This window comes from Streptomyces sp. RK62, assembly GCF_018070255.1.
Taxonomy (GTDB): Bacteria; Actinomycetota; Actinomycetes; order Streptomycetales; family Streptomycetaceae; genus Streptomyces; species Streptomyces nigra.
On record NZ_JAGPYD010000025.1, the window covers coordinates 16,325 to 42,871 of the forward strand.

At 72.8% G+C, this 26,547-nt stretch carries 27 protein-coding genes and 1 riboswitch; of the genes, 13 read left to right on the forward strand and 14 right to left on the reverse strand.

All coding sequences use genetic code 11. From position 1 onward, the window contains the following. Nucleotides 1-2: 2 nt before the first annotated feature. A riboswitch (cyclic di-AMP (ydaO/yuaA leader) is annotated at nt 3-213 on the reverse strand. A gap of 606 nt (nt 214-819) precedes the next feature. Beyond that, a complete protein-coding gene (locus KBY32_RS33355) occupies nt 820-1,836 on the reverse strand; it encodes an ABC transporter permease (RefSeq protein ID WP_210982710.1) in 1,017 nt (338 codons plus the stop codon). A gap of 108 nt (nt 1,837-1,944) precedes the next feature. Here KBY32_RS33355 and KBY32_RS33360 point away from each other — a divergent pair, with 108 nt between their 5' ends. The 7 genes from KBY32_RS33360 to KBY32_RS33390 all read left to right on the forward strand — a co-directional run bounded on the left by KBY32_RS33360 (nt 1,945) and on the right by KBY32_RS33390 (nt 7,245). Further along, the gene (locus KBY32_RS33360; RefSeq protein ID WP_210982711.1) at nt 1,945-2,592 is read left to right on the forward strand and encodes a TetR/AcrR family transcriptional regulator; all 648 of its coding nucleotides are present in this window, start codon (nt 1,945-1,947) and stop codon (nt 2,590-2,592) included. Nucleotides 2,593-2,706: 114 nt separating this feature from the next. Continuing rightward, entirely contained in the window at nt 2,707-3,009 is a 303-nt protein-coding gene (locus KBY32_RS33365) for an urease subunit gamma (RefSeq protein WP_055622481.1), read from the forward strand. Between the two features lie 8 nt (nt 3,010-3,017). After that, nucleotides 3,018-3,329 carry an urease subunit beta gene (locus KBY32_RS33370; protein ID WP_151782871.1) on the forward strand — a complete coding sequence of 104 codons (312 nt, stop codon included), beginning with the start codon at nt 3,018-3,020 and terminating at the stop codon, nt 3,327-3,329. After that, a complete protein-coding gene (locus KBY32_RS33375; RefSeq protein ID WP_210982712.1) occupies nt 3,322-5,043 on the forward strand; it encodes an urease subunit alpha in 1,722 nt (573 codons plus the stop codon). Before KBY32_RS33370 ends, KBY32_RS33375 begins: the two co-directional genes overlap by 8 nt. A gap of 13 nt (nt 5,044-5,056) precedes the next feature. Next, nucleotides 5,057-5,731, forward strand: coding sequence for an urease accessory protein UreF (locus KBY32_RS33380; RefSeq protein WP_210982713.1), 675 nt, complete (start codon nt 5,057-5,059; stop codon nt 5,729-5,731). Nucleotides 5,732-5,797: 66 nt separating this feature from the next. After that, nucleotides 5,798-6,475: an urease accessory protein UreG gene (gene ureG / locus KBY32_RS33385; protein WP_115509092.1), complete on the forward strand. Its 678-nt coding sequence runs from the start codon at nt 5,798-5,800 to the stop codon at nt 6,473-6,475. Beyond that, entirely contained in the window at nt 6,463-7,245 is a 783-nt protein-coding gene (locus KBY32_RS33390) for an urease accessory protein UreD (protein ID WP_210982714.1), read from the forward strand. The genes ureG and KBY32_RS33390 overlap by 13 nt, the downstream gene beginning before the upstream one ends. Here KBY32_RS33390 and KBY32_RS33395 read toward each other — a convergent pair. The 6 genes from KBY32_RS33395 to KBY32_RS33420 all read right to left on the reverse strand — a co-directional run bounded on the left by KBY32_RS33395 (nt 7,238) and on the right by KBY32_RS33420 (nt 14,867). Beyond that, nucleotides 7,238-7,963: a 1-acyl-sn-glycerol-3-phosphate acyltransferase gene (locus KBY32_RS33395; protein WP_210982715.1), complete on the reverse strand. Its 726-nt coding sequence runs from the start codon at nt 7,961-7,963 to the stop codon at nt 7,238-7,240. The two genes, KBY32_RS33390 and KBY32_RS33395, sit on opposite strands and share 8 nt — an antisense overlap. A 315-nt stretch (nt 7,964-8,278) precedes the next feature. Further along, nucleotides 8,279-9,505, reverse strand: a complete 1,227-nt coding sequence (locus KBY32_RS33400) for a PP2C family protein-serine/threonine phosphatase (protein WP_210982716.1) — start codon at nt 9,503-9,505, stop codon at nt 8,279-8,281. Nucleotides 9,506-9,598: 93 nt separating this feature from the next. Further along, nucleotides 9,599-12,058, reverse strand: a complete 2,460-nt coding sequence (locus KBY32_RS33405; RefSeq protein ID WP_210982717.1) for a SpoIIE family protein phosphatase — start codon at nt 12,056-12,058, stop codon at nt 9,599-9,601. 154 nt (nt 12,059-12,212) lie between these two features. Beyond that, nucleotides 12,213-13,430: an ornithine--oxo-acid transaminase gene (rocD, locus tag KBY32_RS33410; protein ID WP_210982718.1), complete on the reverse strand. Its 1,218-nt coding sequence runs from the start codon at nt 13,428-13,430 to the stop codon at nt 12,213-12,215. After that, nucleotides 13,427-14,239, reverse strand: coding sequence for a dimethylargininase (gene ddaH, locus KBY32_RS33415; RefSeq protein WP_055622348.1), 813 nt, complete (start codon nt 14,237-14,239; stop codon nt 13,427-13,429). The genes rocD and ddaH overlap by 4 nt, the downstream gene beginning before the upstream one ends. Before the next feature lie 115 nt (nt 14,240-14,354). Beyond that, nucleotides 14,355-14,867 carry an Lrp/AsnC family transcriptional regulator gene (locus KBY32_RS33420; protein ID WP_055622347.1) on the reverse strand — a complete coding sequence of 171 codons (513 nt, stop codon included), beginning with the start codon at nt 14,865-14,867 and terminating at the stop codon, nt 14,355-14,357. A gap of 89 nt (nt 14,868-14,956) precedes the next feature. On the opposite strand from KBY32_RS33420, the gene KBY32_RS33425 reads away from it, so the two are divergent. The 4 genes from KBY32_RS33425 to KBY32_RS33440 are packed head-to-tail and all read left to right on the forward strand — an operon-like array spanning nt 14,957 to nt 19,057. Then, entirely contained in the window at nt 14,957-15,706 is a 750-nt protein-coding gene (locus KBY32_RS33425) for a LytTR family DNA-binding domain-containing protein (protein ID WP_055622346.1), read from the forward strand. Between the two features lie 2 nt (nt 15,707-15,708). Continuing rightward, a complete protein-coding gene (locus KBY32_RS33430) occupies nt 15,709-16,074 on the forward strand; it encodes a hypothetical protein (protein ID WP_055622345.1) in 366 nt (121 codons plus the stop codon). Between the two features lie 53 nt (nt 16,075-16,127). Beyond that, the gene (locus tag KBY32_RS33435) at nt 16,128-17,840 is read left to right on the forward strand and encodes a cation acetate symporter (protein ID WP_055622344.1); all 1,713 of its coding nucleotides are present in this window, start codon (nt 16,128-16,130) and stop codon (nt 17,838-17,840) included. Further along, complete coding sequence (locus tag KBY32_RS33440; RefSeq protein WP_055622343.1) at nt 17,837-19,057, forward strand: sensor histidine kinase; 1,221 nt, start codon at nt 17,837-17,839, stop codon at nt 19,055-19,057. The genes KBY32_RS33435 and KBY32_RS33440 overlap by 4 nt, the downstream gene beginning before the upstream one ends. A 3-nt stretch (nt 19,058-19,060) precedes the next feature. Here KBY32_RS33440 and KBY32_RS33445 read toward each other — a convergent pair whose 3' ends face one another. From KBY32_RS33445 to KBY32_RS33465, 5 genes are all read right to left on the reverse strand, one after another. Then, nucleotides 19,061-19,231, reverse strand: coding sequence for a hypothetical protein (locus KBY32_RS33445; RefSeq protein WP_107096765.1), 171 nt, complete (start codon nt 19,229-19,231; stop codon nt 19,061-19,063). Between the two features lie 45 nt (nt 19,232-19,276). Next, nucleotides 19,277-20,227 carry a cytochrome c oxidase assembly protein gene (locus KBY32_RS33450; RefSeq protein ID WP_055622342.1) on the reverse strand — a complete coding sequence of 317 codons (951 nt, stop codon included), beginning with the start codon at nt 20,225-20,227 and terminating at the stop codon, nt 19,277-19,279. Between the two features lie 111 nt (nt 20,228-20,338). Further along, entirely contained in the window at nt 20,339-21,364 is a 1,026-nt protein-coding gene (locus KBY32_RS33455; protein WP_115509102.1) for a 6-phosphofructokinase, read from the reverse strand. 165 nt (nt 21,365-21,529) lie between these two features. After that, nucleotides 21,530-22,258 (reverse strand): type 1 glutamine amidotransferase, encoded by a 729-nt coding sequence (locus KBY32_RS33460; protein ID WP_210982719.1) that lies wholly within the window; start codon nt 22,256-22,258, stop codon nt 21,530-21,532. Between the two features lie 26 nt (nt 22,259-22,284). Next, complete coding sequence (locus KBY32_RS33465) at nt 22,285-23,523, reverse strand: MurT ligase domain-containing protein (RefSeq protein ID WP_055622339.1); 1,239 nt, start codon at nt 23,521-23,523, stop codon at nt 22,285-22,287. A gap of 113 nt (nt 23,524-23,636) precedes the next feature. Here KBY32_RS33465 and def point away from each other — a divergent pair, with 113 nt between their 5' ends. Then, nucleotides 23,637-24,182 (forward strand): peptide deformylase, encoded by a 546-nt coding sequence (gene def / locus KBY32_RS33470; protein ID WP_055622338.1) that lies wholly within the window; start codon nt 23,637-23,639, stop codon nt 24,180-24,182. 22 nt (nt 24,183-24,204) lie between these two features. On the opposite strand, the gene KBY32_RS33475 is transcribed toward def, so the two are convergent. Next, nucleotides 24,205-24,849, reverse strand: a complete 645-nt coding sequence (locus KBY32_RS33475; RefSeq protein ID WP_055622337.1) for a TetR family transcriptional regulator — start codon at nt 24,847-24,849, stop codon at nt 24,205-24,207. Nucleotides 24,850-25,033: 184 nt separating this feature from the next. On the opposite strand from KBY32_RS33475, the gene KBY32_RS33480 reads away from it, so the two are divergent. Beyond that, entirely contained in the window at nt 25,034-26,260 is a 1,227-nt protein-coding gene (locus KBY32_RS33480) for an acyl-CoA dehydrogenase family protein (RefSeq protein ID WP_055622336.1), read from the forward strand. 37 nt (nt 26,261-26,297) lie between these two features. On the opposite strand, the gene KBY32_RS33485 is transcribed toward KBY32_RS33480, so the two are convergent. Further along, nucleotides 26,298-26,534, reverse strand: a complete 237-nt coding sequence (locus KBY32_RS33485) for a DUF6213 family protein (RefSeq protein WP_055622335.1) — start codon at nt 26,532-26,534, stop codon at nt 26,298-26,300. Between the last annotated feature and the right edge of the window lie 13 nt (nt 26,535-26,547).

The window sequence follows — 26,547 nt, forward strand, 5'->3', positions numbered from 1 at the left end:
CGCAACCCTTCGTCAGCCGCCTGTGAAGGATGACCTGTCGGATTCGGGCTGGCGAAGTTGCCCGGCCGCAATGTCGCGGCTTCACCCCAAGGGTTGCTCGGTTCGAACGAACGTCCGTACCGGCGACCCGTCTTGCTCGGGTCCTCCACTCCTGCCGATCCACTCCTGTCGACCGGTCATCCGGGCGGCGGCAGGACTCGGCGTCCGCCCGGATCGCCCCGCCGCTGCGGCGGGGTCTTGTCGTCAGTCAGGGATCTTGGCGCACGGAAGAACGAAAATCCCAACGGAACCGGGGATTTGTGGTGTTACTCACCACTCACCCGTTCGGGTGGACGCTACTGCGTTCGAGGACGGCGACGGATACCCGATGAGCCCCGGACCAGCGGCGGAAGGCTCAACCCGGGCTGCGCGTCCCGTCCCTGACGCAAGCCGTTCGAGCGCGTGGACGGAGTGCGGAATACGCCGATGGGGGGTACGCCATTCGGTCCGTTTCGGCGTGTCGGCGGACGTTCGGAGCCGGGCGGCGTGTCCCGGACGCGGCTGTGGCGCCGTCAACTGTCGGAGCGCGGCACCGGCGTGGCACGAGCCGCGCGGCGCCGCCCGTCCGGGACGCGCGGCGCACGCTCCAGCGCCCGTGCGCACGGTCCCGTCCCGCCCGACGGCGCGTCAGCGCCGGCGCGCCCCCCGGGTGACGGCCGATCAACTCGTCCGCCGGAACCGGGACGTACGGCCGTTCGCGTGGTCACGCCGCGGGAAACGCCGAGGCCGTGCGCCCCCGTCCGCTACAGCGGGGGCGCACGGCCGGTTCGCGGGGCCGGGTCAGGCGGCGGTGGCCGGTTCCCGGGCGGGGGCCGGCTCCGGGCTGGTGGCGTCGGCCTTCAGACGGGCTCCGAGGAGGACCGCGCCGAGGCCGAGGGCGGCCCACCAGGTCAGGGTGAGGGCGGGGCCGACCGCCGCGGCGCCGTCGAAGAAGGACACCGACCGGAGCAGGGTCGTGCCCGCGCCCGGCGGCAGCCACTGGCCGATCGTGCCGACCGGCTCCGGCAGCATCTGGGGCGCCGACGCCGCCCCGGAGAACGGGTTGCCGATCAGCATGACGGTGGCGGCCATCAAGCCGATGCCCGCCGGGCCGAGGAGGGCGGCGAGCCCGGCGACGGCGGCGCTCACGGCGAGGGCCATCAGCGCGAACACCCCGGCCTCCGCCCACCAGTCACCGGTGATCACGCCCAGCCAGCTGTGCGCCAGCGCGGCGGCGATCAGGCCGATCAGGGCGGCCACGCCCACGAGAGCGCCCGCGGCGCCCGGACCGCGCAGCCCCAGCAGGGTGACGGCGGCCCCCGCCGCCAGGCCGGCGAGGGCGAGCGGCAGCACGCTGGAGTTCAGGGCCGCGCCGCGCGGGTCCTTCTCGGGCGCGGGCACCACGTCGACGGTCTCCACCTGCGTCCCCTCGGCGGCCGCCTGTCCGGCCACCGCCTGCTGCAGCAGCTGGGCCACGGCCGGGCTCGCGGCGGACGCGGTCAGCAGCTTCGGCCCCTGGGGCGTCACCACGACCGCGCCGTACACGTCCCGGTCCTCGATGGCCTCGCGGGCGGCCGGCTCGTCGGCGTAGCGGTGCACGTCGAACGCGCCGTCGTGGGCGGACAGCTGCCGCTCCACCTGCGTCACGGCCGCGGCGGGCCCCGCCACGCCGAGCGGGAGGTCGCGCGGCGCGGTGCGGGCGGCCGGCCAGGCGAACGCCCACAGCGCGAGGGCGGCCAGTACGGGGACGAGCACGACCACCGCGACCAGGCGCCGGGGTGCGGGCTTCCTGGGCGGTGTGGCGGACGGCGAGGACATGGGATCTCCCGTGATCTCAAAAAGAAGGATCGTTCGTTTTTGGTGATCCCACCGTGCTCCCCGATGTCGGCGCTTGTCAAGAAGGAATGTTCGTTTTAGCTTGAGGACATGGCCCGCGTATCCCAGGAACACCTCGACGCACGCCGCCGCCAGATCCTCGACGGCGCCGCCCTCTGCTTCGCCCGCAACGGCTTCCACGCCACCTCGATGCAGGACGTGCTCAAGGAGGCCGACCTCTCGGCGGGGGCCGTCTACCGCTACTTCAAGGGCAAGGAGGAGCTGATCGGCGCGATCGTCGCCGAGGTGCTCGGCTCGGTCCGCGCGGCGTTCGAGGAGGCCGCCCGGCAGAGCCCGCCCCCACCGCCGGACGAGCTCGTCGCCTATGTCCTCGGCCACACCCTCGCCGCCCGCGAGTCCCTGGTCGTCGACGGCAGGCCCGCCTTCCCCCGGCTCGTCGTCCAGGTGTGGACGGAGACCCTGCGCAACGACGAACTCGCCGCCATCCTGCGCGAGGGCTACGGCTCGGTGCGCGCCGCCTGGGCCCGGATCGTCGAGGGCTACCAGGAGGCCGGGCTGATGCGGAAGGACGTGGACCCGGACCATGTCGCCCGCACGATGATCGCCTCCGTGCTCGGCTTCATCGCCCAGCAGTCCCTGTTCGGGCCCGCGCCCGTGGACGTCCTGCAGCAGGGTCTGCGCGCCCTGATGAGCATGCGGTACGACGACGCCGCCCCCTCCGGCCCCGCGCGGGGTTAACGCGCCCGAAACGCGGTCCAACTAGCCTGCCGACCCACGTCGTCGGGCCCCCGCCCGAGGGCGTCGGCAACCGGACCCCGCAGGTCCGGAGCGAGGACTGTGAGGTGGGACGCCGTGCAACTGACCCCGCACGAGCAGGAGAGGCTGCTCATCCATGTGGCGGCCGACGTCGCCGAGAGGCGCCGGGCCCGCGGGCTCCGGCTGAACCACCCCGAGGCCGTCGCCCTCATCACGGCGCACATCCTGGAGGGCGCCCGCGACGGCCGTACGGTCGCCGAGCTGATGTCCTCCGGCCGGACCCTGCTCACCAGGGACGACGTCATGGAGGGCATCCCCGAGATGATCCACGACGTCCAGGTCGAGGCGACGTTCCCCGACGGGACCAAGCTCGTCACCGTCCACGACCCGATCGTCTGAGGGCGGCCATGATTCCTGGGGAAGTCCTGTTCGCCGAGGGCCCGATCGCATACAACGAGGGCCGCGAGATCACCCGGCTGACCGTCCTCAACGCCGCCGACCGGCCCGTCCAGGTCGGCTCCCACTACCACTTCGCCGAGGCCAACCCCGGCCTGCGCTTCGACCGCGCCGCGGCCCGCGGCAAGCGGCTGAACGTCGCGGCCGGCACCGCCGTGCGCTTCGAGCCCGGCATCCCCGTCGACGTCGAACTCGTCCCCCTCGCCGGCGCCCGTGTGGTGCCCGGACTGCGCGGGGAGACCGGAGGTGCCCTCGATGCCTGAGATCTCCCGCGCCGCCTACGCCGACCTGTTCGGGCCGACCACCGGTGACCGCATCCGGCTAGCCGACACCGATCTGCTGATCGAGATCGAGGAGGATCGTTCCGGCGGCCCCGGACGCGCCGGTGACGAGGCCGTGTTCGGCGGCGGCAAGGTCGTCCGCGAGTCCATGGGCCAGTCCCGGGCCACCCGCGCGGACGGCACCCCGGACACGGTGATCACAGGAGTGGTGATCGTCGACCACTGGGGGATCGTCAAGGCCGACCTCGGCATCCGCGACGGCCGGATCACCGGCATCGGCAAGGCCGGCAACCCCGACACCATGGACGGCGTCCACCCGGACCTCGTCATCGGTCCCGAGACCGAGATCATCGCGGGCAACGGCCGGATCCTCACCGCCGGCGCCATCGACGCGCACGTCCACTTCATCTGCCCGCAGATCGCCGACGAGGCGCTCGCCTCCGGCATCACCACCCTCGTCGGCGGCGGCACCGGCCCCGCCGAGGGCTCCAAGGCGACGACCGTCACGCCGGGCCCCTGGCATCTGGCCCGGATGCTGGAGGCGATGGAGCAGTACCCGCTCAACATCGGTCTGCTGGGCAAGGGCAACACCGTCTCGCACGAGGCGATGCTCTCCCAGATCCGGGGCGGCGCCGTCGGGCTGAAACTCCACGAGGACTGGGGCTCGACCCCGGCCGTCGTCGACGCGTCCCTCACCGTCGCCGACCGGACCGGCGTCCAGATCGCCATCCACACGGACACCCTGAACGAGGCCGGTTTCGTCGGCGACACCCTCGCCGCCATCGGCGGACGCGGCATCCACGCGTACCACACCGAGGGCGCGGGCGGCGGGCACGCGCCGGACATCATGACCGTGGTCTCCGAGCCGCACGTCCTGCCCAGCTCCACCAACCCGACCCGCCCCTACACCGTCAACACCGCCGAGGAACACCTCGACATGCTGATGGTGTGCCACCACCTGAACGCGGCCGTGCCCGAGGACCTGGCCTTCGCCGAGTCCCGCATCCGGCCGTCCACGATCGGGGCCGAGGACGTCCTGCACGACCTCGGCGCCATCTCGATCATCTCCTCCGACTCCCAGGCCATGGGCCGCGTCGGCGAGGTCGTCCTGCGCACCTGGCAGACCGCGCATGTGATGAAGCGACGGCGGGGCGCCCTGCCCGGCGACGGCCGCGCCGACAACCACCGCGTACGCCGGTATGTCGCCAAGTACACGATCAACCCCGCGCTCGCGCAGGGCCTCGCCCGCGAGATCGGCTCCGTCGAGACCGACAAGCTCGCCGACCTCGTGCTCTGGGAACCCGCCTTCTTCGGCGTCAAGCCGCTCCTCGTCATCAAGGGCGGGCAGATCGCCTACGCGCAGATGGGCGACGCCAACGCCTCCATCCCGACGCCGCAGCCGATCCTGCCCCGACCGATGTTCGGCGCGACCGGCCGGGCACCGGCCGCGAACTCGGTCAACTTCGTGGCCCCGCTCGCCCTCGAGGACGGGCTCCCCGAACGCCTCGCGCTCGGCAAGCGGTTCATGGGCATCGAGTCGACGCGCGGCGTCACCAAGGCCGACATGCGCGAGAACGACGCCCGGCCCGACGTCCGCATCGACCCGGACAGCTTCGCCGTGCACATCGACGGCGAGCTGGTGGAGGCCGCGCCCGCCGCCGAACTGCCCATGGCCCAGCGTTACTTCCTCTTCTGAGGGCCGGCCGACGATGACACGCGCCACGCTTCTCGTCCTGGCCGACGGCCGCTTCCCCGCCGGGGGACACGCCCACTCCGGCGGTGCCGAGGCGGCCGTCCGCGCCGGGCGGATCACCGGCGCCGCGAGCCTGGAGGACTTCTGCCAGGGCCGGCTGCACACGGCCGGGTTCGTCTCGGCCGCGCTCGCGGCGGCCGCCGCGGCCGGACTGGACCCGGTGGAGCTGGACGCGGCGGCCGACGCCCGTACGCCGTCACCGGCGCTGCGGACCGCCGCGCGCAGGCTCGGCCGGCAACTGCTGCGGGCCGGCCGCGCGACCTGGCCGTCACCCGAACTCGACGCGCTCGCCGCCCGGTTCCCCAAGGGCGCGCACCAGCCCGTGGTCCTCGGCACCGTCGCCCGCGCCGCGGGTCTCGACGCGCCCGACGCGGCGTACTGCGCGGCGTACGAGGGCGTGAGCGGGGCCGCCACGGCGGTCGTACGGCTGCTCAGCCTCGACCCCTTCGAGGCCACGGCCGTGCTGGCGCGGCTCGCCCCGGAGCTGGACCGCGTCGCGGACCGGGCCGTGGAGGCGGCCCGGCGCGCGGCGGACGAAGGCGTCGACGCCCTGCCCGCGGCCTCCGCGCCCCTGCTGGAGATCGCGGCGGAGGCCCACGCGGCCTGGCCGGTCCGCCTCTTCGCCTCCTGACCCGACCGTTCCCGACCCGACGGCCCTTCCGCACCCGGGCCGCCCCACCCACAGGAGCCGTGATCCATGCACCTCGACCACACTCACGACGGCCCCGCCGCCCTCAGCGCCGACGCGCGCCGCCCCGACGGCTCCCGCCGCGCCCTGCGCCTCGGTCTCGGCGGTCCCGTCGGCTCGGGCAAGACCGCCACGGTCGCCGCCCTGTGCCGGGAGCTGCGCGAGGAGCTGTCCCTCGCCGTCGTCACCAACGACATCTACACCCGCGAGGACGCCGAGTTCCTGCTGCGCGAGGCCGTTCTGCCGCCGGAGCGGATCACCGCCGTCGAGACGGGTGCCTGCCCGCACACCGCCATCCGGGACGACATCTCCGCGAACCTGGAGGCCGTGGAGGACCTGGAGGACGAGGTCGGTCCGCTCGACCTGATCCTCGTGGAGTCCGGCGGGGACAACCTCACCGCGACCTTCTCCAAGGGGCTCGTGGACGCCCAGATCTTCGTGATCGACGTGGCGGGCGGCGACGACATCCCCCGCAAGGGCGGCCCCGGCGTCACCACGGCCGACCTGCTCGTCGTCAACAAGACGGACCTCGCCCCGTACGTCGGCTCCGACCTGGCGCGGATGGCGGCGGACGCCAAGGCGCAGCGGGCCGAACTCCCCGTCGTGTTCCAGTCGTTGAGGAGCGAGCCGGGGGTCCGGGACGTCGCCGACTGGGTGCGGGCGCGGCTCGCCGCGTGGACGGCGTGAGCGCCGGGGTACGGGCCCGCGCCCGGATCGTCGCCCGGCCGGACGGACGGGGCGGCACCGCCCTGCCGGTCCTCGACGGCGACGGGCCGCTCGCGCCGCGGCGGACGCGGGGCGCAGGCGGCGAGGCGCGCGTGCTGATCGTCGGCGCGATGAGCGGGCCGCTCGGCGGCGACCACTTCACCGTCGGCGCGGAGGTACTGGCCGGGGCGAGCCTCCGTGTCGGTTCGGCGGCCGCCACCCTCGCACTGCCGGGGCAGGGCAAGGGCGGCGCCCGCTACGACGTCCGTCTCTCGGTGGCCGACGACGCCGAACTGCGGTGGCTGCCGGAACAGTTGATCTGCGCACGCGGCAGCGACCTGACCGTGACGACCGAGGTCGACGTCGGTGCCACGGGACGGCTCGTGCTGCGCGAGGAGCAGGTGCTCGGACGGGTGGGGGAGGAGCCGGGGCGCCTGGCGAGCCGGATCCGGGTGCGGGTCGCGGGGCGGGTCGTCCTCGACCAGGAGCTGGAGTGCGGCCCCGCCGCTCCGAGCGGCTGGGACGGGCCCGCCGGTCTCGGCGGCCACCGCGCGGCCGGGCAACTCATCGTCGTACGGCCCGAGTTCGCCGCCTCTCCGGTCGCGCCCCGGGTGCTGGGGGAGAGCGCCGCCGTCCTGCCGCTGGCCGGACCGGCGGTCCTGGTCAGCGCGGTCGCGCCGGACGCGCTGCGGCTGCGCGGGACGCTCGACGAGGCCCTGGCCCTGCTCGGTCAGGCGCCCCCGGTCATCTGAGGGGCAGCCGGGGGAAGCGCCGGCCCTGCTCGGCCTTGGCGGCGGTCTCCTCGGCCTTCGCGACGGCGGCGTACTGGTCGACGTACTCCTGCTCGGAGAGCGACAGGATGGCGTACATGATCTCGTCGGTGACGGCCCGCAGGATCGCCTTCTCGTTCTCCATCCCGGCGTAGCGGGAGAAGTCGAGCGGCTCGCCGAAGCGGATGGTGACGGGGTGGATGTTCGGGATGACCTTGCCCGGCGGCTGGGCCTCGAACGTGCCGATCATCGCGCACGGGATCACCGGCACCCCGGCCTTCAGCGCCATCACGGCGACGCCGACCTTGCCCTTGTAGAGACGGCCGTCGTGCGAGCGGGTGCCCTCGGGGTAGATGCCGAGCAGTTCGTCCTTCCGCAGCACCCCGAGACCCTCGCGGATCGCGGCCTGGCCGGCCTCCTTGCCGGTGCGGTCGACCGGGATCTGCCCGGCGCTGCGGAAGAAGGCCGCCGTCAGCCGGCCCTTGATGCCGGGGCCGGTGAAGTACTCCTTCTTGGCGAGGAACGTGATGCGCCGCTTGAGGATCGCAGGCATCAGGAAGTGGTCCGAGAAGGACAGATGGTTACCGGCGACGATGGCCGCGCCCGTGCTCGGCACATGCTCCAGACCCTCGATACGAGGCCGGAACACCAGTCGCAGCAACGGGCCCAGCAACACGTATTTGAGGACGTAGTAGAACAAAGGGGCGCTCCTCACTCGGGTGGATCAGCTCGGGCCGCCATGTACTGGCAGGTCAGCCAGCGTGCCGTGGGGGTGTCAGTGTAGGCGCCGGGCCGGACCGCCGGAACCGGCGCGGACCGGCGGCGTCCCGGCACATGACGGCACGTCAGCAGGCGGACGGACGGCGGGTGTCGCGGGTGGGGAGGACCGCCGGACCAGCCTCGTCCCCGGGGCCCGCGCGCGGCAAGCCGATCCTGGGCTTTGGCGTGATCACGGCGGCCGGGGGGTGTCTGAGCGGCGGACCCGCCCGGCCGTACCGGAGCCGCCCGACCCGCATCACAGCCGCACGATGACCAGGGCCGTGTCGTCCGTGGCGCCGCCCGGCGGCAGCAGCTCCAGCAGGACGGCGTCGGCCAGTTCCTCGGGGGTGTCGGTGCGGTGCTCGACCAGCGCGTCGGCGAGCCGGCCGAGTCCGACGTCGATGTCCTCCCGCCGGCGCTCGATCAGACCGTCCGTGTAGAGCGCCAGCGTCGCGCCGTCCCCGTACGCCGTCGCGGCCTGCGGACGCCGGATCGGGTCGGGCCGGGCGTCCAGCGGGGTGTCGGTGGCCTGGTCGAGGAACTCCACCCGGCCGTCGGCGTGCACCAGGACGGGCGGGGGGTGGCCGGCGCTGCTGTAGGCGATCGTCCGGGCGTCGAAGTCGATGAACGTCGTGACGGCGGTGGCCGATTCGGCCCCGTCCACGACGTGCGCGTACCGTCCGAGCACGTCCAGCGCCTGCGCCGGGCCGTCGGCCACCCGCGACGAGGCGCTCAGCGCGCTGCGCAGCTGCCCCATGACGCCCGCCGCCCGCAGTCCGTGCCCGACGACGTCGCCCACCGAGACCCCGATGCGGTTGCCGCCGACCAGGTCCACCAGGTCGTACCAGTCGCCGCACACGTTGAGCGCGCCGACCGCGGGCCGGTAGCGGACGGCCGTGCGGTGGTCGCCCACCTGCCGGCCGGCGGGCAGCATCGCCTCCTGGAGGGCCAGCGCCACCTCGCGCTCACGGGCGTGGGCCTGCCGCAGCCGTTCGTTGAGCTCCTGGAGCTCCCGGGCGCGCGTGTACAGCTCGGCCTCCAGGATCCGCGCCCGGCTGTCGCCGCCCGCGCCGCCCCGCACCCGGATGAGCTCGGTGACCTCCTCCACCCGGTGCAGGATGTACGCGACCTTTCCGTCCGGGCCGGCGACGGGCGCGTTGACGGGGCTCCAGTACCGCTCCTCCCAGTGCCCCGGGTTGCCCGCGTCCTCCACGTCGTAGCGCTGGAGCGCCATGGCGTCGCGCTCGCCGGTCTCCGTCACGCGCAGCATGGACGCCCGCACGTTGCTCATCCCGGTCGCGGCGGGGTTGTCGGGGTTGTCCGGGAACACATCGAAGATGTAGCGGCCGACGAGCTGCTCCCTGCTGCGCCCGGACAGCCGCTGGAAGTCGTCGTTGGCGTCGACGTAGATCAGATCGGTGTCCAGCAGGGCCACCATGCCGGGCAGCGCCTGGAAGACCGCCTTGTAGTCGACCTCGTCCATGGCACCCGCCTCACCGCCGTGATCAGACCAGTTTCGCACGTCATACGCCATATGTGCCGATGTTCCGTATCCGGTCCGGTCCGGTCCGGCAGGTCAGGGCGGGGCGTCCGTCAGCGACTGCTCGGCCCAGATGATCTTCCCCTCGGGGACGAACCGGGTCCCCCACTGCTGGGTGAACTGCGACACCAGCAGCAGCCCGCGCCCCCCTTCGTCCGTGGTGCGCGGATGACGCAGATGCGGCGCGGTCGCACCCCCGTCGTAGACCTCGCAGAACAGCGCGCGCTCCTTGATCAGGCGCAGCCGGATGGGGCCCGTGGCATACCGGATGGCGTTGGTGACCAGCTCGCTGACCACCAGCTCCGTCGTGAACGCCAGGTCGTCCAGGCCCCACTCCGCCAGCTGCCGGGACGCCGTCCGGCGGGCGTCGGCCACCCCGGCCGGGTCCGCGGGCAGATCCCACTCGGCGACCTGCCCGTCGCCGAGCACCCGGGTGCGCGCCATCAGCAGGGCCACGTCGTCGTACGGCCGGTCCGGGACCAGCGCGTCCACGACGGTCCTGCACTGCAGCTCCAGGGAGTCGGCCCGTTTCTCCAGGGCCTGCCGCAGCCGCTGCCGGTCGGCGTCCACGGTCCAGCGCGCCCCGGCGGCCAGCAGCCCGTCCGTGTGCAGGGCCAGGGTGCTGCCCGCCGCCAGCGCCAGCTCCACCGACTCGAAGGGCGAGCCGCCCACCCCGAGCGGCGGACCCTGCGGCAGGTCCACGAAGGCGACATGCCCGTCCGGCATCACCACCGCGGGTGCCGGATGCCCCGCGGCGGCCATCGTGCACGTCCCGTCCACCGGGTCGTACACCACGTAGACGCACCCGGAGCCGACCCCCAGCGTGTTGTCGGCCTCCGCCGTCCGCGACTCCACGCCCTCCTCCCGTGCCGCCCGCGCCACCAGGTCGTCGAGATGGGCCAGCACCTCGTCGGGCGGCAGGTCCAGCGCGGCCAGCGTCCGTACGGCCGTCCGCAGCCGCCCCATGGCCGCCGCGGCGTCGATGCCGTGCCCCGGCACCTCGCCCACGACGAGGGCCACGCGCGCGCCCGACAGGGGGATCACGTCGTACCAGTCGCCGCCGAGGCCGGTCAGCTCGTCGGCCGGGCGGTAGCAGGCGGACACCTCCAGGGCGTCCTGCTCCGGCAGCCGGTGCGGCAGCAGACTGCGCTGCAGGACCAGCGCCGCGTCCCGCTCCCGGGTGTAGCGCCGGGCGTTGTCGATGCAGACGGCCGCCCGGGACACCAGGTCCTCGGCCAGGCTGAGGTCGCCCTCCTCGAAGGGCTCCTGACGGTGGCGCCGGAAGAACGTGGTCAGGCCGAGGGTGACGCCCCGCGCGCGGATCGGCACGATCATCGCGCTCTGCAGCCCGAGCTCCAGGAAGATGGCGGTCCCGCCGCCCTGGGCGTGCTCCGCCCACGCCTCGCCCAGCGGGTCCAGCTTCGGCTCCCGCCAGGACCGCTCCGTCCTGAGGGTGCGGATCGGCGGCGACCCGGCCGGATAGGTGACCACCTCGCCGATGTCGACGACGGCCTCCGGCGCGCGCCGGCTGACCGAGCGGTACCCGGCGCGCCGCAGCGGCACCCGGCCCGCCTCGCCCGCAGGCTCGTCCGACGGCTCGCCGCCGCTGAGCACCGACTCCAGCAGGTCCACCGCGACCACGTCGGCGAGCCCGGGCACGGCCACGTCGGCCAGCTCCTGCGCGGTGCGCGTGACGTCGAGCGTAAGGCCGATGCGCTCTCCCGCCCGGTCGAGCAGGGCCAGACGCTGGCGGGTGCGGTGCCGGTCGGTGACGTCCTCGACCGTGTAGTACACGCCCATCGGGTTGCCGTTGCCGTCGTCGAGCCGGGTGAACGACATCATGTGCGCGGTCTCCCGCAGCGGCGCCGAACGGACCTGCCCGACGTGCTCGTAGCCGACGACGGGCTCGCCGGTGAGCAGCACCCGGCGGATCTGCGTCTCGATGTTCTCGGCGTCCAGGCCGGGCTGGATGTCCCCCAGCCGCAGCCCGAGCCGGGTGCTCGGGGGCCCGCCGCCGAACTGGGTGAGGGCGGGGTTCGACCAGACGAACCGCAGGTCGGTGTCGACGACGGCCACCCCGACGGGGGAGCGGGTGACCATCTGCTCCAGCACCTGCCGGCTCATGTCCCAGCCCGGCGCCTCCGCGAGCTCCGACAGGAGCATGAGCCGGCGTGTGGAACCGCCGGCGTCCAGGGCCTGCGTGACGCGGGCCATGAGCCGCAGCCGTGTCCCGTCGGCGCGCACCGCCGAGAGCAGCCCCGCCCAGCCGCCTTCCCGGCGGCACCGCTCCATCAGCTCCGGCACCCGGTCCGCGTCCGGCGCTGCGAGCACCGAGGCGACATCGCGGCCCACGATCCGTTCGGCGCTGTACCCCAGCAGCCGCTCGGCCTCCCGGGTCCACCCGGTGACCACGCCCCGGGCGTCGAGCAGTACAGGCACGGCGTCCGCCACGTCGAACCCCTGCCGGGCCACGCTCCGCTCGTCATCCGAACCCACGGCCGACCTCTCTGTCGCTGAGAGCGGTCTACCACCACTTGTCCCCATCTTCGCCCTTCCCCGCACCCGTGCCTCTTCGCGGGGGCCGTGCGTGTGGGAACGACGCCGCACGGCCGCCCGGGCGGGACCACCCGGGCAGCCGTACGGGGGAGGGCTAGGCGAGCACCTTCTCCAGGGCGCCCAGCGCGCCGCTCAGCTCGTCCGCCGTGATCGTCAGCGGCGGGGCCAGCCGGATCGTGGAGCCGTGGGTGTCCTTGACCAGGACGCCCTCGGCCATCAGCCGCTCACCGATCTCCCGGCCGGTGCCGAACGCCGGGTCGATGTCGACACCCGCCCACAGGCCGCGGGCACGGTAGCCGACGACACCCTTGCCGACGAGCGCCGCGAGACCGCCCCGCAGGACCACGCCGAGCTCGGTGGCCCGGCGCTGGAACTCACCGGTCTCCAGCAGTTCCACCACCGCCGTGCCGACCGCGGCCGCCAGCGGGTTGCCGCCGAACGTCGAGCCGTGCTCACCCGGCCGCAGCACGCCGAGCACGTCCCGGCGCCCGACGACCGCCGAGACCGGCACGATGCCACCCCCCAGCGCCTTGCCCAGCAGCACCAGGTCCGGCACGACCGACTCGTGCTCCACGGCCAGCGTGCGCCCGGTGCGGCCGAGACCCGACTGGATCTCGTCGGCGATGAACAGACAGCCCTTCCTGCTGGTCAGCTCGCGCACCCCGGCCAGATAGCCCTCGTCCGGGATGACGACCCCGGCCTCGCCCTGGATGGGCTCGATCAGCACCGCCGCCGTCGTCTCGTCCACCGCCGCCTCCAGCGCCGGCAGATCGTTGTACGGCACGATCCGGAAGCCCGGCGTGAACGGCCCGAAGCCCGCCCGCGCGGTCTCGTCCGTGGAGAACGACACGATCGTCGTCGTCCGGCCGTGGAAGTTGTCCGCCGCGACCACGATCGTCGCCCGGTCGGCGGGGACGCCCTTCACCTCGTACGCCCACTTGCGGGCCACCTTGATGCCGCTCTCCACGGCCTCGGCGCCCGTGTTCATCGGCAGCACCATGTCCTGGCCCGTCAGCGCCGCCAGCCGCTCGGCGAAGGAGGCGAGCCGGTCGTTGTGGAAGGCGCGGGAGGTCAGCGTCAGCCGGTCGAGCTGGCGGTGGGCGGCCTCGGTCAGCGCCGGATGGCGGTGGCCGAAGTTCAGCGCCGAGTAGCCGGCCAGCATGTCGAGGTAGCGGCGGCCCTCCACGTCCTCGACCCAGCTGCCCTCGGCACGGGTGACGACCACCGGCAGCGGATGGTAGTTGTGCGCCAGGACCGGCTCCTCGGCGCGGATCAGATCGGCGGACGAACGGGTCTGCGCGGGCGCGGTCATGAGCGGATCTCCTGAGTGCAGCATTTGATGCCACCGCCGGCCTTGCGGAACTCCGACAGGTCGACGGGGACGGGGACATAGCCGCGGTCGTCCAGCCGGGCCGCCAGGGCCTCGGCCTGCGGCGCGATGAAGACGTGACGGCCGTCGGACACGGAGTTCAGCCCGAACGCGGACGCGTCCTCCCGGGTGGCGAGCACCGCGTCCGGGTAGAGCCGCTCGAGCACCTCGCGGCTGCCGGCCGAGAACGCCTCCGGGTAGTAGACGATGTTGTCGTCGTCCAGCACGAACAGCGCCGTGTCCAAATGGTAGAAGTACGGGTCCACCAGCGTCAGGCTGATCACCGGGTGGCCGAAGAACTCCTGCACCTCGCGGTGCGCCTCCCGGGTGGTGCGGAAACCGGTCCCGGCGAGCACGTACCGGCCCGTCCAGACCAGGTCGCCCTCGCCCTCGCACACCGACTCCGGACGGTGGACGTCGAAGCCCGCCGCCTTGAACCACATGTCGTAGTGCGTGGACTCGGGGCGCCGCTCGGGCGCGTGGAAGAGGGAGCCGAAGACACGGCCGCCGACGACGACCGCAGAGTTCGCGGCGAAGACCATGTCGGGGAGACCGGCGACCGGCTCCACGACGTCCACCGCGTGACCGTGCGAACGGTAGGCGCTGATCAGTGTGTGCCACTGCTCCCGCGCCAGGTCGACGTCGACGCGGACATCCGGCCGCATCCAGGGGTTGATCGCGTACTGCACGGCGAAGTGTCTGGGTTCGCAGACGAGGAAGCGCCGCCGGCGCGGCACACGGGTCTCGGGCACGAAGGGGTTCCTCCGCTTCCTACGGTGTCGATGAGGATTGACTCCAACGGTAGAAACCGACGCCGACGAGCGACAAGAAACGGGAATTGCGTGTCCACGCAGCGATGCTGCGCATTTATTGCGGTTCACGCAGGAGTGCTGCGTCGGAGGGTGCCGGCTGGCTCGCGCCCGCCTCCGGACTCTCCGGGATCAGATGGGACAGCACCATCACGCTGATCGTCTTGCGGATGAACGGCTCCACACGGATGCGCTCCAGCACCTCCTCGAAGTGCTCCACGTCCCGCGCCCGCACATGCAGCAGCGCGTCAGCGCCGCCCGTCACCGTCATCGCCGCGGTGATCTCCGGATGGTTGCGGACCACCTCCGCCAGCCGCCGCGGCGGCGCCGCGCCCTCGCAGTACACCTCGACGTACGCCTCCGTGCGCCAGCCCAGCGCCGACGGGCGGACCGTGGCCGTGAACCCGGTGATCACGCCCGTCTCCCGGAGCCGGTCCACGCGCCGCTTGACGGCCGTCGCCGACAGCCCGACGCTCATGCCGATCTCGGCGAAACTCGTCCTGGCGTTCGCCATCAGAGCGGTGATGATCTTCCGGTCGAGATCGTCGAAAGAAGCCGCGCCGCTGTTCATGAGGGCACTGTAAGCGCCCGGGCACCCAGCGCGAACGTCGCCTCCCGGCACATGTCCAGCGGCGCTCGTTGCTCCTACACTCCCGTTCCATGTTGCGCGCGCTGGCTGTCGACGACGAACGCCCCTCGCTGGAGGAACTGCTGTACCTCCTCAACGCCGACCCGCGGATCGGCAGCGCGGAGGGCGCCGGCGACGCCACCGAGGCGCTGCGCCGCATCAACCGCGCGCTGGAGTCGGGCCCCGGCGGAGCGGAGGCCATCGACGTCGTCTTCCTCGACATCAACATGCCCGGCCTCGACGGCCTCGACCTGGCCCGGCTGCTCACCGGCTTCGCCGAACCGCCGCTCGTCGTGTTCGTCACCGCCCACGAGGACTTCGCCGTCCAGGCCTTCGACCTCAAGGCCGTCGACTACGTCCTCAAACCCGTCCGCAAGGAACGCCTCGCCGAAGCCGTCCGCCGGGCCGCCGAACAGCGCGGCGCCACCCCCCGGATACCCGTCAGCGAACCCGACCCCGACCATCTGCCGGTCGAGCTCGGCGGGGTGACCCGCTTCGTCCCCGTCGACGACATCACCCATGTCGAGGCCCAGGGCGACTACGCCCGCCTGCACACCGGCAGGGGCAGCCACCTCGTGCGCATCCCCCTGTCCACCCTGGAGGAGCGCTGGCGCTCCCGCGGGTTCGTCCGCATCCACCGCCGTCATCTCGTCGCCCTGCGGCACATCGGCGAACTCCGGCTCGACGCGGGCAGCGTGAGCGTCGTCGTCGGCTCCGAGGAACTCCAGGTCAGCCGCCGCCACGCCCGCGAACTGCGCGACCTGCTGATGCGGAGGCCGTGACGATGCCCAGCAGCCCCGCCGACCGCCGTGTCGTCGTCACCGGCCCGCCCCGGCGCGCCCGGACCCGCCGTGTCTCCGGCTACTACCGGCCCCGCACCGAGATCGACGAGCAGACCACCCTCGGCCACACCTACGTCCGCTCCCTGATGCGCACCCAACTGCGCACCGCCCTCGCCGTGCTCGCCGTCCTCGGCCTGCTCGTCGGCCCGTTGCCGCTGCTCTTCGCGGCGATGCCGCACGCCCGCCACCTGGTCTGGGCGATCCTCGGCTTCGGCCTGTACGCGCCGCTCGTGCTGCTGGCCCGCTGGTTCGTCCGCCGCGCCGAACGCAACGAACGGGACTTCGTACGGCTCGTCGAGGACCGCTAGCCCGGCGCACCAGCCCGTCGACCCGAGACCCGAGACCAGGAACCGATCCGGCCGTGAACTCCAGCTACGCCGTCCCCGCCGTCGCCCTCGTGGCCCTGGCGACCGTGCTCGTCGGCGCCTTCGGCCTGCGCATATCCCGCACCACCTCCGACTTCTACGTCGCCTCGCGCACCGTGGGGCCCCGCCTCAACGCCGCCGCGATCAGCGGCGAGTACCTCTCCGCCGCCTCCTTCCTCGGCATCGCCGGGCTGGTCCTCGTCCAGGGCCCCGACATGCTCTGGTACCCGGTCGGCTACACCGCCGGCTATCTCGTCCTGCTGCTGTTCGTCGCCGCCCCGCTGCGCCGCTCCGGCGCCTACACGCTGCCCGACTTCGCCGAGGCCCGGCTCTCCTCCCAGGCGGTACGGCGGCTCGCGGGCGCCTTCGTCGTCGGCACCGGCTGGCTCTACCTGCTGCCCCAGCTCCAGGGCGCCGGGCTGACCCTCACCGTGTTCACCGGGGCACCCGACTGGCTCGGCGGGCTCGTCGTCGCCGTCGTGGTCGTCGCCATCGTCGCCGCCGGCGGCATGCGCAGCATCACGTTCGTGCAGGCCTTCCAGTACTGGCTCAAGCTCACCGCGCTGCTCGTCCCCGCCCTCTTCCTGATCCTCGCCTGGCAGGGCGACGGCGCGCCCCGGCACGCGTTCGACGAGCCCGCCGCCTTCCGCGAGCAGCGCGTCGTCCGCGTCGACGACACCATCACGATCAGACTGCACAGCCCGCTGACGGTCACCGTGGACGGCACCGTCGACGGCCGCGTCCACGACGACCGCCGGGTACGGCTCGACGCCGGGGCCCACCGCGTCAAGAACGGCACCCGGCTGACCTTCGCCCGCGGCGACGAGGTCCCCGCCCGCGACCACGGCACCGGCGGCGGACTGTCCCCCTCGCAGGCCGAGAGCCGCGGCGAACGCCCGCTGTACGCCACGTACGGGCTGATCCTCGCCACCTTCCTCGGCACCATGGGGCTGCCGCACGTCGTCGTCCGCTTCTACACCAGCCCCCACGGCGTCGCCGCCCGCCGCACCACGGTCGCCGTGCTCGGCCTGATCGGCGCCTTCTACCTGCTGCCCCCGGTCTACGGCGCCCTGGGCCGGCTCTACGCCCCCGAGCTCACCCTCACCGGCGACGCGGACGCCGCCGCGCTGCTGCTGCCCGGACGCATGATCGGCGGTGTCGGCGGGGAACTGCTGGGCGCGCTCGTCGCGGGCGGCGCCTTCGCCGCGTTCCTGTCCACCGCGTCCGGTCTCACCATGGCCGTCGCCGGAGTCCTCACCCAGGACGTCCTGCCCTCCCGGGGCGTACGGCACTTCCGGCTCGGGACCGTCCTCGCCATGGTCGTCCCGCTCGCCGCGAGCGCCCTGGTCGGCGGGCTGCCCGTCGCCGACGCCGTCGGCCTGGCCTTCGCCGTGTCGGCGTCCTCCTTCTGCCCGCTGCTCGTCCTCGGCATCTGGTGGCACCGGCTGACCCCGCCCGGCGCGGCCGCCGGGATGCTCGTCGGCGGCGGCTCCGCCCTGCTCGCCGTCGCCGCCACCATGGCCGGCTTCCCCAAGGCCGGGGCGCTGCACGCGCTGCTCGCCTGGCCCGCCCTCTGGTCGGTGCCGCTCGGCTTCCTCACCATGATCCTGGTGTCCCTGGCCACCCCGGGCCGGGTGCCGCCCGGCACCGCGGCGATCCTCGCCCGCTTCCATCTGCCCGAGGAACTGAGAGCGGAGGTCAAGGCATGAGCGGCTTCGTCGCGGGCCTGTGCGTGGCCATCCTGCCGCTGCTCGCCGCGGGCTTCTGGCTGGGCCGGCGCACCGCCCGCCCGCAGAGCCTCGGCGACCTCGGCACCCCGGTCGAGCACGCCACCTTCGAGACCCTGCACACCGCGTCCCTCGCCGCGCCCCCGCTGCGCGCCGGACTCACCGAGGAGACCGCCCGCAAGTCCGCCCGCCGGCTGCGCTCCCTGCTCGGCACCGACGCGCTGTGCCTGACCGACCGCACCGACGTCCTGGTCTGGGACGGCGTCGGCCAGCACCACCGCACCCAGATCATGGAGCTGCTCGCCGGGCCCCTGGAGTCGGGGCGAGGCGAGGCGCTGCCGCTCGACTGCGACAGCCCCGACTGCCCGGTGCGCTGGGCGGTCGTCGCCCCGCTCACCGTCGACGACCGGGTGCACGGCGCCCTCGTCGCCTGCGCGCCCCGCGAGTCCGCCGTCCTGGTACGCGCGGCCGGCGAGGTCGCCCGCTGGGTGTCGGTACAGCTGGAGCTGGCCGACCTCGACCGGTCCCGCACCCGGCTCATCGAGGCCGAGATCAAGGCACTGCGCGCCCAGATCTCCCCGCACTTCATCTTCAACTCGCTCGCCGTGATCGCCAGCTTCGTGCGCACCGACCCCGAGCGCGCCCGCGAGCTGCTGCTCGAGTTCGCCGACTTCACCCGCTACTCGTTCCGCCGGCACGGCGACTTCACCACCCTCGCCGACGAGCTGCACGCCATCGACCACTATCTGGCGCTGGTGCGGGCACGCTTCGGCGACCGCCTCGACGTCACCCTCCAGATCGCCCCCGAGGTCCTGCCGGTGGCCCTGCCCTTCCTGTGCCTCCAGCCGCTCGTGGAGAACGCCGTCAAGCACGGCCTGGAGGGCAAGGGGGCGTCGTCGGCGTCCGCGAAGTGCCGGATCGGCATCACCGCCCAGGACGCCGGCGCCGAGGCCCTCGTCGTCATCGAGGACGACGGCGCCGGGATGGACCCCGACGCGCTGCGCCGCATCCTCGCCGGCGAGGTCAGCCCGTCCGGGGGCATCGGGCTGTCCAACGTCGACGACCGGCTGCGGCAGGTCTACGGCGACGAGTACGGGCTCGTCATCGAGACCGCCCCGGGCGCGGGCATGAAGATCACCGCCCGGCTCCCGAAGTACCAGCCGGGCGTGCACTCCGGCGGACGGCTCACCGCCCCCTGAGACTCAGGTGCTGCGGCTGACGACCATCCCCAGCGTGATCAGGCCCAGCACCACCCACCCGAACCACAGCCAGCCGTTGCTCCCGAGGGCGACCGTGTACGCCGTCACCATCACCAGGGCGCCTACCGTCAGCGCCCCCATCGCCTTGGTGGAACCGTCCGCGGAACCGGGCATCGCGACACCCTCCTAAGGTTCGGTTCCCTCCATGGTGCCCCGATATCAGTTCCCGCGTGCGTTCAATGAGGCGAGATAGGCGTTGTACGCCTCCAGTTCCTTGTCGCCGTCCCGGTCGGCGGCGCGGTCCTTGCGGCGGGCCTGACGCTGCTCGGAGCGGTACCACTGGAACAGCAGCGCGATCAGCACGAGCACGGACGGGATCTCACTGAAGGCCCAGGCGATACCGCCGGCCGCGCCCTGGTCGGAGAGCGCGTCGATACCGAGGGAGGCCGGCGGGTTCTTGAACGTCTCCACCATGGGGACAGACCCCATCATCAGCGCGATGCCGAAGAACGCGTGGAACGGCATGCCCGCGAACAGCTCCAGCATCCGCATCAGATGGCCCGGCCGGTGCGGTCCGGGGTCCACGCCGATGATCGGCCAGAAGAACACCACGCCCACCGCGAGGAAGTGCACCATCATCGCGGTGTGCCCCGTCTTCGAGCCCATCAGGGTGTCGAACAGCGGCGTGAAGTACAGCGCGTAGAGGCTGGCGACGAAGATCGGGATGGTGAACGCCGGGTGCGTCACGATCCGCATGTACCGGCTGTGCAGCAGCGCGAGCAGCAGCTCGCGCGGCCCCTTGCTGCCCCGGGCCGCGGGCGGCAGCGCGCGCAGCGCCAGGGTGACGGGCGCGCCGAGCAGGATCAGGATCGGCGACAGCATGCTGATCACCATGTGCTGCACCATGTGCACGCTGAACATGACCATGCCGTAGTCGTTCAGCCCGGTGCACATGACCAGCAGCACGGTCAGCACACCGACGACGTACGACACGGTCCGGGTCACCGGCCAGGCGTCCCCGCGCCGCCGCAGCCGGACGACACCCCACGCGTACAGGCCGAGCCCCACCAGGCAGGCGATGAGGAAGAACGGGTCCGTGGACCACGCGAGCCCTCGCTCCAGCGTGAACGGCGGCAGATCCGACATCGTGCCGTGGCCGCTGTGATCCATCCGACGGCTCCTGTTTCGTGGGGGTTGTGCATTTCTGTCCGCACACAGACTAGAACTGCCCCCGGCCGCGCTCGCGGCCGGGGGCAGACTCGTCAGATCAGCGCGGTGTCCCTACAGGACGCACTCGGCTTCCTCGTAGCGGTCCCCGGGGACCGTCTTCAGCGTCTCCACGGCCTCCGCCAGCGGCACCATCTCGATGTCCGTGCCGCGCAGCGCCGTCATGTGCCCGAACTCGCCGCGGTGCACGGCCTCCACCGCGTGCCAGCCGAACCGCGTCGCCAGCACCCGGTCGTACGCGGTCGGGGTGCCGCCGCGCTGCACATGCCCGAGGATCACCGGACGCGCCTCCTTGCCGAGGCGGTGCTCCAGCTCGATCGACAGCTGGCGGGCGATCCCGGCGAAGCGCTCATGGCCGTAGACGTCCTTGCCGCCCTCGTCGAAGGCCATCGTGCCGGGCGCCGGCTTGGCCCCCTCCGCGGCGACGACGATCGCGAACCGCTTGCCCGCCTCGAACCGGGCGCCGACCCGCCGGGTCAGCTCGTCGATGTCGAAGGGGCGCTCCGGGACGACGATGGCGTGCGCGCCGGCCGCCATGCCGGAGTGGAGCGCGATCCAGCCGGTGTGCCGGCCCATGACCTCGACGACCAGGACGCGCTGGTGGGACTCGGCGGTGGTCTTCAGCCGGTCCAGGGCCTCGGTGGCCACGGTCACGGCGGTGTCGAAACCGAAGGTGACGTCGGTGACCGCGATGTCGTTGTCGATGGTCTTCGGCACCCCGACGACCGGCAGACCGCTGTCCGACATCAGCCGGGCCGCCTTGAGGGTGCCCTCGCCGCCGATCGGGATGATCGCGTCCAGGCCCAGCTCCTCGACATGGCCCTTGGCCCGCTCCACGCCGTCCCGCAGATGGGAGGGCTGGACCCGGGAGGAGCCGAGGATGGTGCCGCCGCGGGCGAGGATGCCGCCCACCGCGTCGAGGTCGAGCTTGAGGTAGTCGCACTCCAGGAGGCCCTTCCAGCCGTCCCGGAAGCCGATGACCTCGTCGCCGTGGTCGACGACGGCGCGGTGCACGACGGACCGGATGACGGCGTTCAGGCCGGGGCAGTCGCCGCCGGACGTGAGGACACCAATGCGCATAGCCCGAAAACCTTCTCCACGTGGGCCGGGACCGGACCACGCTGTCCGGCTCGAATCCCCGCCACCCTAGCGGCACAGGGGGGCGGGGCCGAACCGTGCGTCCGCCTGCTGGACGGCCCCGCTCACCTGTGCGGAGAGGCCGTCAGACGGGCTGCCGCGCCCCGGTCAGGCGGGTTGCTGCGCGGCCGCGATGCGCTCGTCGCGCAGCGCCTCGTACCAGCGGTCGTCGGTCGGGGGCAGCGCGTTCACGTCGAGCGCCAGCTTCAGCAGCAGATCGGCGATCTGCGGGTTGCGCGCGAGGACCGGGCCGTGCATGTACGTGCCGAAGACGGTGTCGTTGTACGCGCCCTCGGTGCCGTCGCCCGTGCCGTTGCCGTTGCCGAAGCGGACCTGGGCGAACGGGCGGGCGGTCGGGCCGAGGTGGGTGACGCCCTGGTGGTTCTCGAAGCCGGTCAGCGGGGGCAGACCGAGGCGCGGGTCGATGTCGGCGAGCACGTCACCGACGCACCGCGCGCCCTCGCCGCGCACGGACACGACGTCGATCAGTCCGAGGCCGGGCTCGCGCTGACCGAGGTCGTTGATGAACTCGTGGCCGAGGATCTGGTAGCCGGCGCAGACGGAGAACACGATGGCGCCGTTCTCCACGGCCCTGGTCAGACCGCCGTCCCGGCGCAGCCGCTCGGCCGCCAGTCGCTGCGGGCGGTCCTCACCGCCGCCGATCAGATAGATGTCGCCGGACGTCGGGATCGGCTGGTCGCTGCGCACGTCGAGACGGGCCACGTCGAGGCCGCGCTGCCGCGCCCGGCGCTCCACCACGAGGACGTTGCCCTGGTCGCCGTAGGTGCTGAGCAGGTCCGGGTAGATCCAGACGACCCGCAGTTGGTTGTCGCTCACTTGAAGTCCCCTGAAAGTCTCTTGGCTCAGTTGCCGACGCGGCGGCGCAGGTCCTGGAACGCGGTGTAGTTGGCGATGACCTCGATCCGGCCCGGCGGGCAGGCCCGCACGGCCTCGTCGAGGGTGTCGAACACCTGGAACTGCTGGTTCGCCACCTCCAGACGCACCGCGAGGTCGAGCCGGCGGTCACCGACGACGCAGATCGGGTGGCCGGACAGCCGCGTGTAGTCGACGTCCCACAGCCAGGAGGTGTCGGTGCCGTCGGCGCCGCGCGCGTTCACCGAGAGGATCACCGGGGTCGGCGGCGGGTCGATCAGGGAGAACGTCTCCAGCCAGCCCGCCGGGTTCTTCGCCAGCAGCAGACGCAGGTCCCGCTCCATGAACTGCACCACGTCGTACCGTCCGGCGACGGCCTGCACGCTGTACATCCGCTCCAGGGCGACCTGCGGGGGCACCCCGAAGACGGCGGCGACGGCGGCCGAGGAGGCGGCGTTGGCCTTGTTGGCCCGGCCGGGCAGCTGCAGCCGGATGGGCCACGCCGAACCGTGCGGGTCGAGCACATGGTCGCCGGAGAGCGCCCAGCTCGGCGTCGGCCGGCGGAAGCCGCACTCGCCGCAGAACCAGTCGTCGCCCGGCCGCTGCATCACACCGCCGCAGGACGGGCAGGACCAGGCGTCGTCCTTCCACATCTGCCCGGCGGCGACCCAGATCACGTTGGGGGAGGAGGACGCGGCCCACACGACCAGCGGGTCGTCGGCGTTGGCCACGACCACGGCCTTCGAACCGGCCAGGCCCTCACGCCAGTTCTCGGCGAGCATCCGGGTCTCGGCGGCCCGGTCCAGCTGGTCGCGCGAGAGGTTGAGCAGCGCGATGCACTTCGGGTCGGTGTCGCGGGCGACTCCGGCGAGGTACTTCTCGTCGACCTCGATGACGCCGTAGCGCGAGTCCGAGCCGCCGGCGAGCGCCGAGGTGATGCCGGCCGGCATATTGGCGCCGAGCGCGTTGGAGACGACCGGCCCGGCGGCCCGCAGCGCCTCCGCGATCAGCCGGGTGGTCGTGGTCTTGCCGTTGGTGGCGGACACCAGGACCACGTCCAGGTTCTGCGCCAGCCGGGCGAGGAGGTCGGGGTCGAGCTTGAGCGCCACCCGGCCGCCGATCACCGAACCGCTGCCGCGCCCTGCGGCGCGTGATGCAGCCGCGACCGCCTTGCCCGCGGTCACGGCCAGCTTGGCCCGCGGCGAGAGCGGGTCCGAGTTGCCTGCCATCAGATCTCGATCCTCCTTGCGTACGCGCCGCGCCTGAAGCCCAACGGCAACGTGGTGGTGGTCAGCCTATTCGAGATCCAATCGCACTCCCGAATCGCCGTACCCTTGCGGCCATGCGCAACAGCTCCATTCCGGGCACCCGTGGGCGAGTCCGGCCCCTCACCCTGCTCGGCGACCCCGTCCTGCACACACCCTGTGCGGAGGTCACCGCATTCGGACCGGAACTCGCGGATCTCGTGGAGGACTTGTTCGCGACGATGTACGCCGCGCAGGGCGTGGGCCTCGCGGCGAACCAGGTGGGGGAGTCCCTGCGGGTCTTCGTCTACGACTGCCCCGACGACGAGGACGTCCGCCATCTCGGCCATGTGGTGAACCCGCGGCTGGTCGAGGCGGACGGCGTGGTCGTCCGGGGCCCGGAGGGCTGTCTGTCCCTGCCGGGCCTGGAGGCGGGCACCGAGCGGTACGACCACGCGGTGGTCGAGGGGTTCACGATGACGGGCGAGCCGGTCACCGTGCACGGCACCGGGTTCTTCGCCCGCTGCCTCCAGCACGAGTGCGACCACCTGGAGGGCCGGGTGTACGCGGACCGGCTGAGCGGGCTGCGCCACCGGCGGCTGATGCGCCAGGTGGCACGGGCCCCCTGGCACCGGTCCGGCTGACCGTCCGCGGGCGGCCTCGGCGTCAGAAGCCGGGTCCGCCGATCTTGTCGCCCGCCGCGGCGAGCCGCCCCCACAGCAGGTCGGCCAGGCTGCGCACCAACTCCGCGCGGGAGCACGGGCGCTCGCCGAGCCACCAGTCCCCGGCGGCGTGCATCATGCCGACGATGCCGTGGCCCCAGACCCGGGCCAGCTGCTGGCTGCCGGGGCCGAGGTCGAGACGCTCCTCGATGACGGTGGCCAGTTCCTCGCCCATCCGCCGCAGCAGCGGGGCGGAGTGCTTGCCGACGTCGAAGCCCTGGTCGCCGGTGTGGCCGCCCTCCGCCGGATGCATCAGGAACCGGTAGACCTGGGGGCGGGCCTCGATGGCGGCCAGATAGGTGTCGAGCGTGGACTCGACCCGCTCGCGCCGGTCGGCGGGCGCGTCCAGGGCGGCCCGCAGCGAGTCCAGCAGGGCGTCCGTGTGCCGCTTGGCCAGGGCCGCGTAGAGGCCGCCCTTGTCGCCGAAGTGCCGGTACAGGATCGGCTTGGTGATGCCCGCCTCCGCCGCGATGGCGTTCATCGAGGCCTGCGGGCCGTCCCGCAGCACCACTCTGTCGGCGGCCTCCAGCAGCTCGCGCCGACGTCGGTCGGCGGACCGCTGCTGATCCGTCCGCTGCGTGGTGTCCATGAGCTCTCCCCACCCGTACTGGTTCGGTGACGCCTGCGCAAAGTAACACTCAACCAGGCATGACCCTCGAACGGGCTGCCGAGGGCGCATCACGGGTTGACTTTACCTACCGACGGGTAACAAACTAATGTTACCGCTAGTAACAAGCATGCAGCGGGCATGCGCGTACGCCGCTGGAGGGGTCATGGCCGAGTTCACCATGGAGCTCAACGACGAACAGAAGGAGGTCCGGGACTGGCTGCACGGCTTCGCGGCCGATGTGATCCGCCCCGCGGCCGCCGAATGGGACGAGCGTGAGGAGACTCCCTGGCCGGTCATCCAGGAGGCCGCGAAGGTCGGCATCTACTCGCTCGACTTCTACGCCCAGCAGTACTTCGACCAGACCGGCCTCGGCATCCCCATGGCGATGGAGGAGCTGTTCTGGGGCGACGCGGGCATCGCCCTGTCGATCGTCGGCACCGGCCTCGCGGCCGTCGGCGTCCTCGCCAACGGCACCGAGGAACAGATCGGCACCTGGGTGCCCCAGATGTACGGCGACGCCAACGATGTCAAGCTCGCGGCGTTCTGCTCCTCCGAGCCCGACGCCGGCTCCGACGTCGCGTCCATGCGCACCCGCGCGGTGTACGACGAGGCCAAGGACGAGTGGGTGATCAACGGCACCAAGACCTGGGCGACCAACGGCGGCATCGCCAACGTCCACGTCGTCGTCGCCGTCGTCGACCCCGAGCTCGGCTCCAAGGGCCACGCCTCCTTCATCGTCCCGCCGAACACGCCGGGCCTGTCCCAGGGGCAGAAGTTCAAGAAGCACGGCATCCGCGCCTCGCACACCGCCGAGGTCATCCTCGACAACGTGCGCGTGCCCGGCTCCTGCCTGCTCGGCGGCAAGGAGAAGCTCGACGAGCGCCTCGCGCGGGCCCGTGAGCGGGCCAGGACGGGCGGCGAGCGGGTGAAGAACGCCGCGATGGCCACCTTCGAGGCGTCCCGGCCGGCGGTCGGCGCGATGGCCGTCGGCACCGCCCGCGCCGCCTACGAGGTCGCCCTGGACTACGCGACGACGCGTGAGCAGTTCGGGCGCCCGATCATCGACAACCAGGGCGTCGCCTTCCAGCTCGCCGACATGCGCACCCAGGTCGACGCGGCGCGGCTGCTGGTGTGGCGGGCCTCGTGGATGGCGATCAACGGCAAGCCGTTCACGGCGGCCGAGGGGTCGATGTCGAAGCTGTTCGCGAGCGAGACGGCGAAGAAGGTCACCGCGCAGGCCATCCAGATCCTGGGCGGCAACGGCTACACCCGGGAGTACCCGGTGGAGCGCATGCACCGGGACTCGGCGATCTACACGATCTTCGAGGGGACGAGCGAGATCCAGCGGCTGGTGATCGCCCGCACGCTGTCGGGCATGCCGATCCGCTAGAGGGGTTGACGGGGGCCCGCGCGGGTGGCGCGGGCCCCTACGGCGTGGTGCCGCTGCTGTGGGCGATGCAGGCCACGTCGATGCGGTCCGCGAGCTTGGCCAGCTCGATGGTCAGCGCCGCGACCGTGTCCTCGTCGAGCCCGTCCGCGCCGGCCTCCACGAGGTGCAGCCACCGGCCGCCCACCGTGCGCAGCAGCTTGCTCACGTCGGCGGCGGCCACCTGCAAGGTCCCCCGGTCGTCGACGATCAGCGGCAGAGTAACTTCGCGGTTCACAGCTGGGATCGTA

Coding starts and splice junctions, on each gene's coding strand:
- KBY32_RS33355 (WP_210982710.1), bottom strand. CDS start 1,836: ATGTCCTCGCCGTCCGCCACACCGCCCAGGAAGCCCGCACCCCGGCGC.
- KBY32_RS33360 (WP_210982711.1), top strand. CDS start 1,945: ATGGCCCGCGTATCCCAGGAACACCTCGACGCACGCCGCCGCCAGATC.
- KBY32_RS33370 (WP_151782871.1), top strand. CDS start 3,018: ATGATTCCTGGGGAAGTCCTGTTCGCCGAGGGCCCGATCGCATACAAC.
- KBY32_RS33375 (WP_210982712.1), top strand. CDS start 3,322: ATGCCTGAGATCTCCCGCGCCGCCTACGCCGACCTGTTCGGGCCGACC.
- KBY32_RS33380 (WP_210982713.1), top strand. CDS start 5,057: ATGACACGCGCCACGCTTCTCGTCCTGGCCGACGGCCGCTTCCCCGCC.
- ureG (WP_115509092.1), top strand. CDS start 5,798: ATGCACCTCGACCACACTCACGACGGCCCCGCCGCCCTCAGCGCCGAC.
- KBY32_RS33400 (WP_210982716.1), bottom strand. CDS start 9,505: ATGGACGAGGTCGACTACAAGGCGGTCTTCCAGGCGCTGCCCGGCATG.
- rocD (WP_210982718.1), bottom strand. CDS start 13,430: ATGACCGCGCCCGCGCAGACCCGTTCGTCCGCCGATCTGATCCGCGCC.
- KBY32_RS33420 (WP_055622347.1), bottom strand. CDS start 14,867: ATGAACAGCGGCGCGGCTTCTTTCGACGATCTCGACCGGAAGATCATC.
- KBY32_RS33425 (WP_055622346.1), top strand. CDS start 14,957: ATGTTGCGCGCGCTGGCTGTCGACGACGAACGCCCCTCGCTGGAGGAA.
- KBY32_RS33430 (WP_055622345.1), top strand. CDS start 15,709: ATGCCCAGCAGCCCCGCCGACCGCCGTGTCGTCGTCACCGGCCCGCCC.
- KBY32_RS33440 (WP_055622343.1), top strand. CDS start 17,837: ATGAGCGGCTTCGTCGCGGGCCTGTGCGTGGCCATCCTGCCGCTGCTC.
- KBY32_RS33445 (WP_107096765.1), bottom strand. CDS start 19,231: ATGCCCGGTTCCGCGGACGGTTCCACCAAGGCGATGGGGGCGCTGACG.
- KBY32_RS33450 (WP_055622342.1), bottom strand. CDS start 20,227: ATGGATCACAGCGGCCACGGCACGATGTCGGATCTGCCGCCGTTCACG.
- KBY32_RS33455 (WP_115509102.1), bottom strand. CDS start 21,364: ATGCGCATTGGTGTCCTCACGTCCGGCGGCGACTGCCCCGGCCTGAAC.
- KBY32_RS33465 (WP_055622339.1), bottom strand. CDS start 23,523: ATGGCAGGCAACTCGGACCCGCTCTCGCCGCGGGCCAAGCTGGCCGTG.
- def (WP_055622338.1), top strand. CDS start 23,637: ATGCGCAACAGCTCCATTCCGGGCACCCGTGGGCGAGTCCGGCCCCTC.
- KBY32_RS33475 (WP_055622337.1), bottom strand. CDS start 24,849: ATGGACACCACGCAGCGGACGGATCAGCAGCGGTCCGCCGACCGACGT.
- KBY32_RS33480 (WP_055622336.1), top strand. CDS start 25,034: ATGGCCGAGTTCACCATGGAGCTCAACGACGAACAGAAGGAGGTCCGG.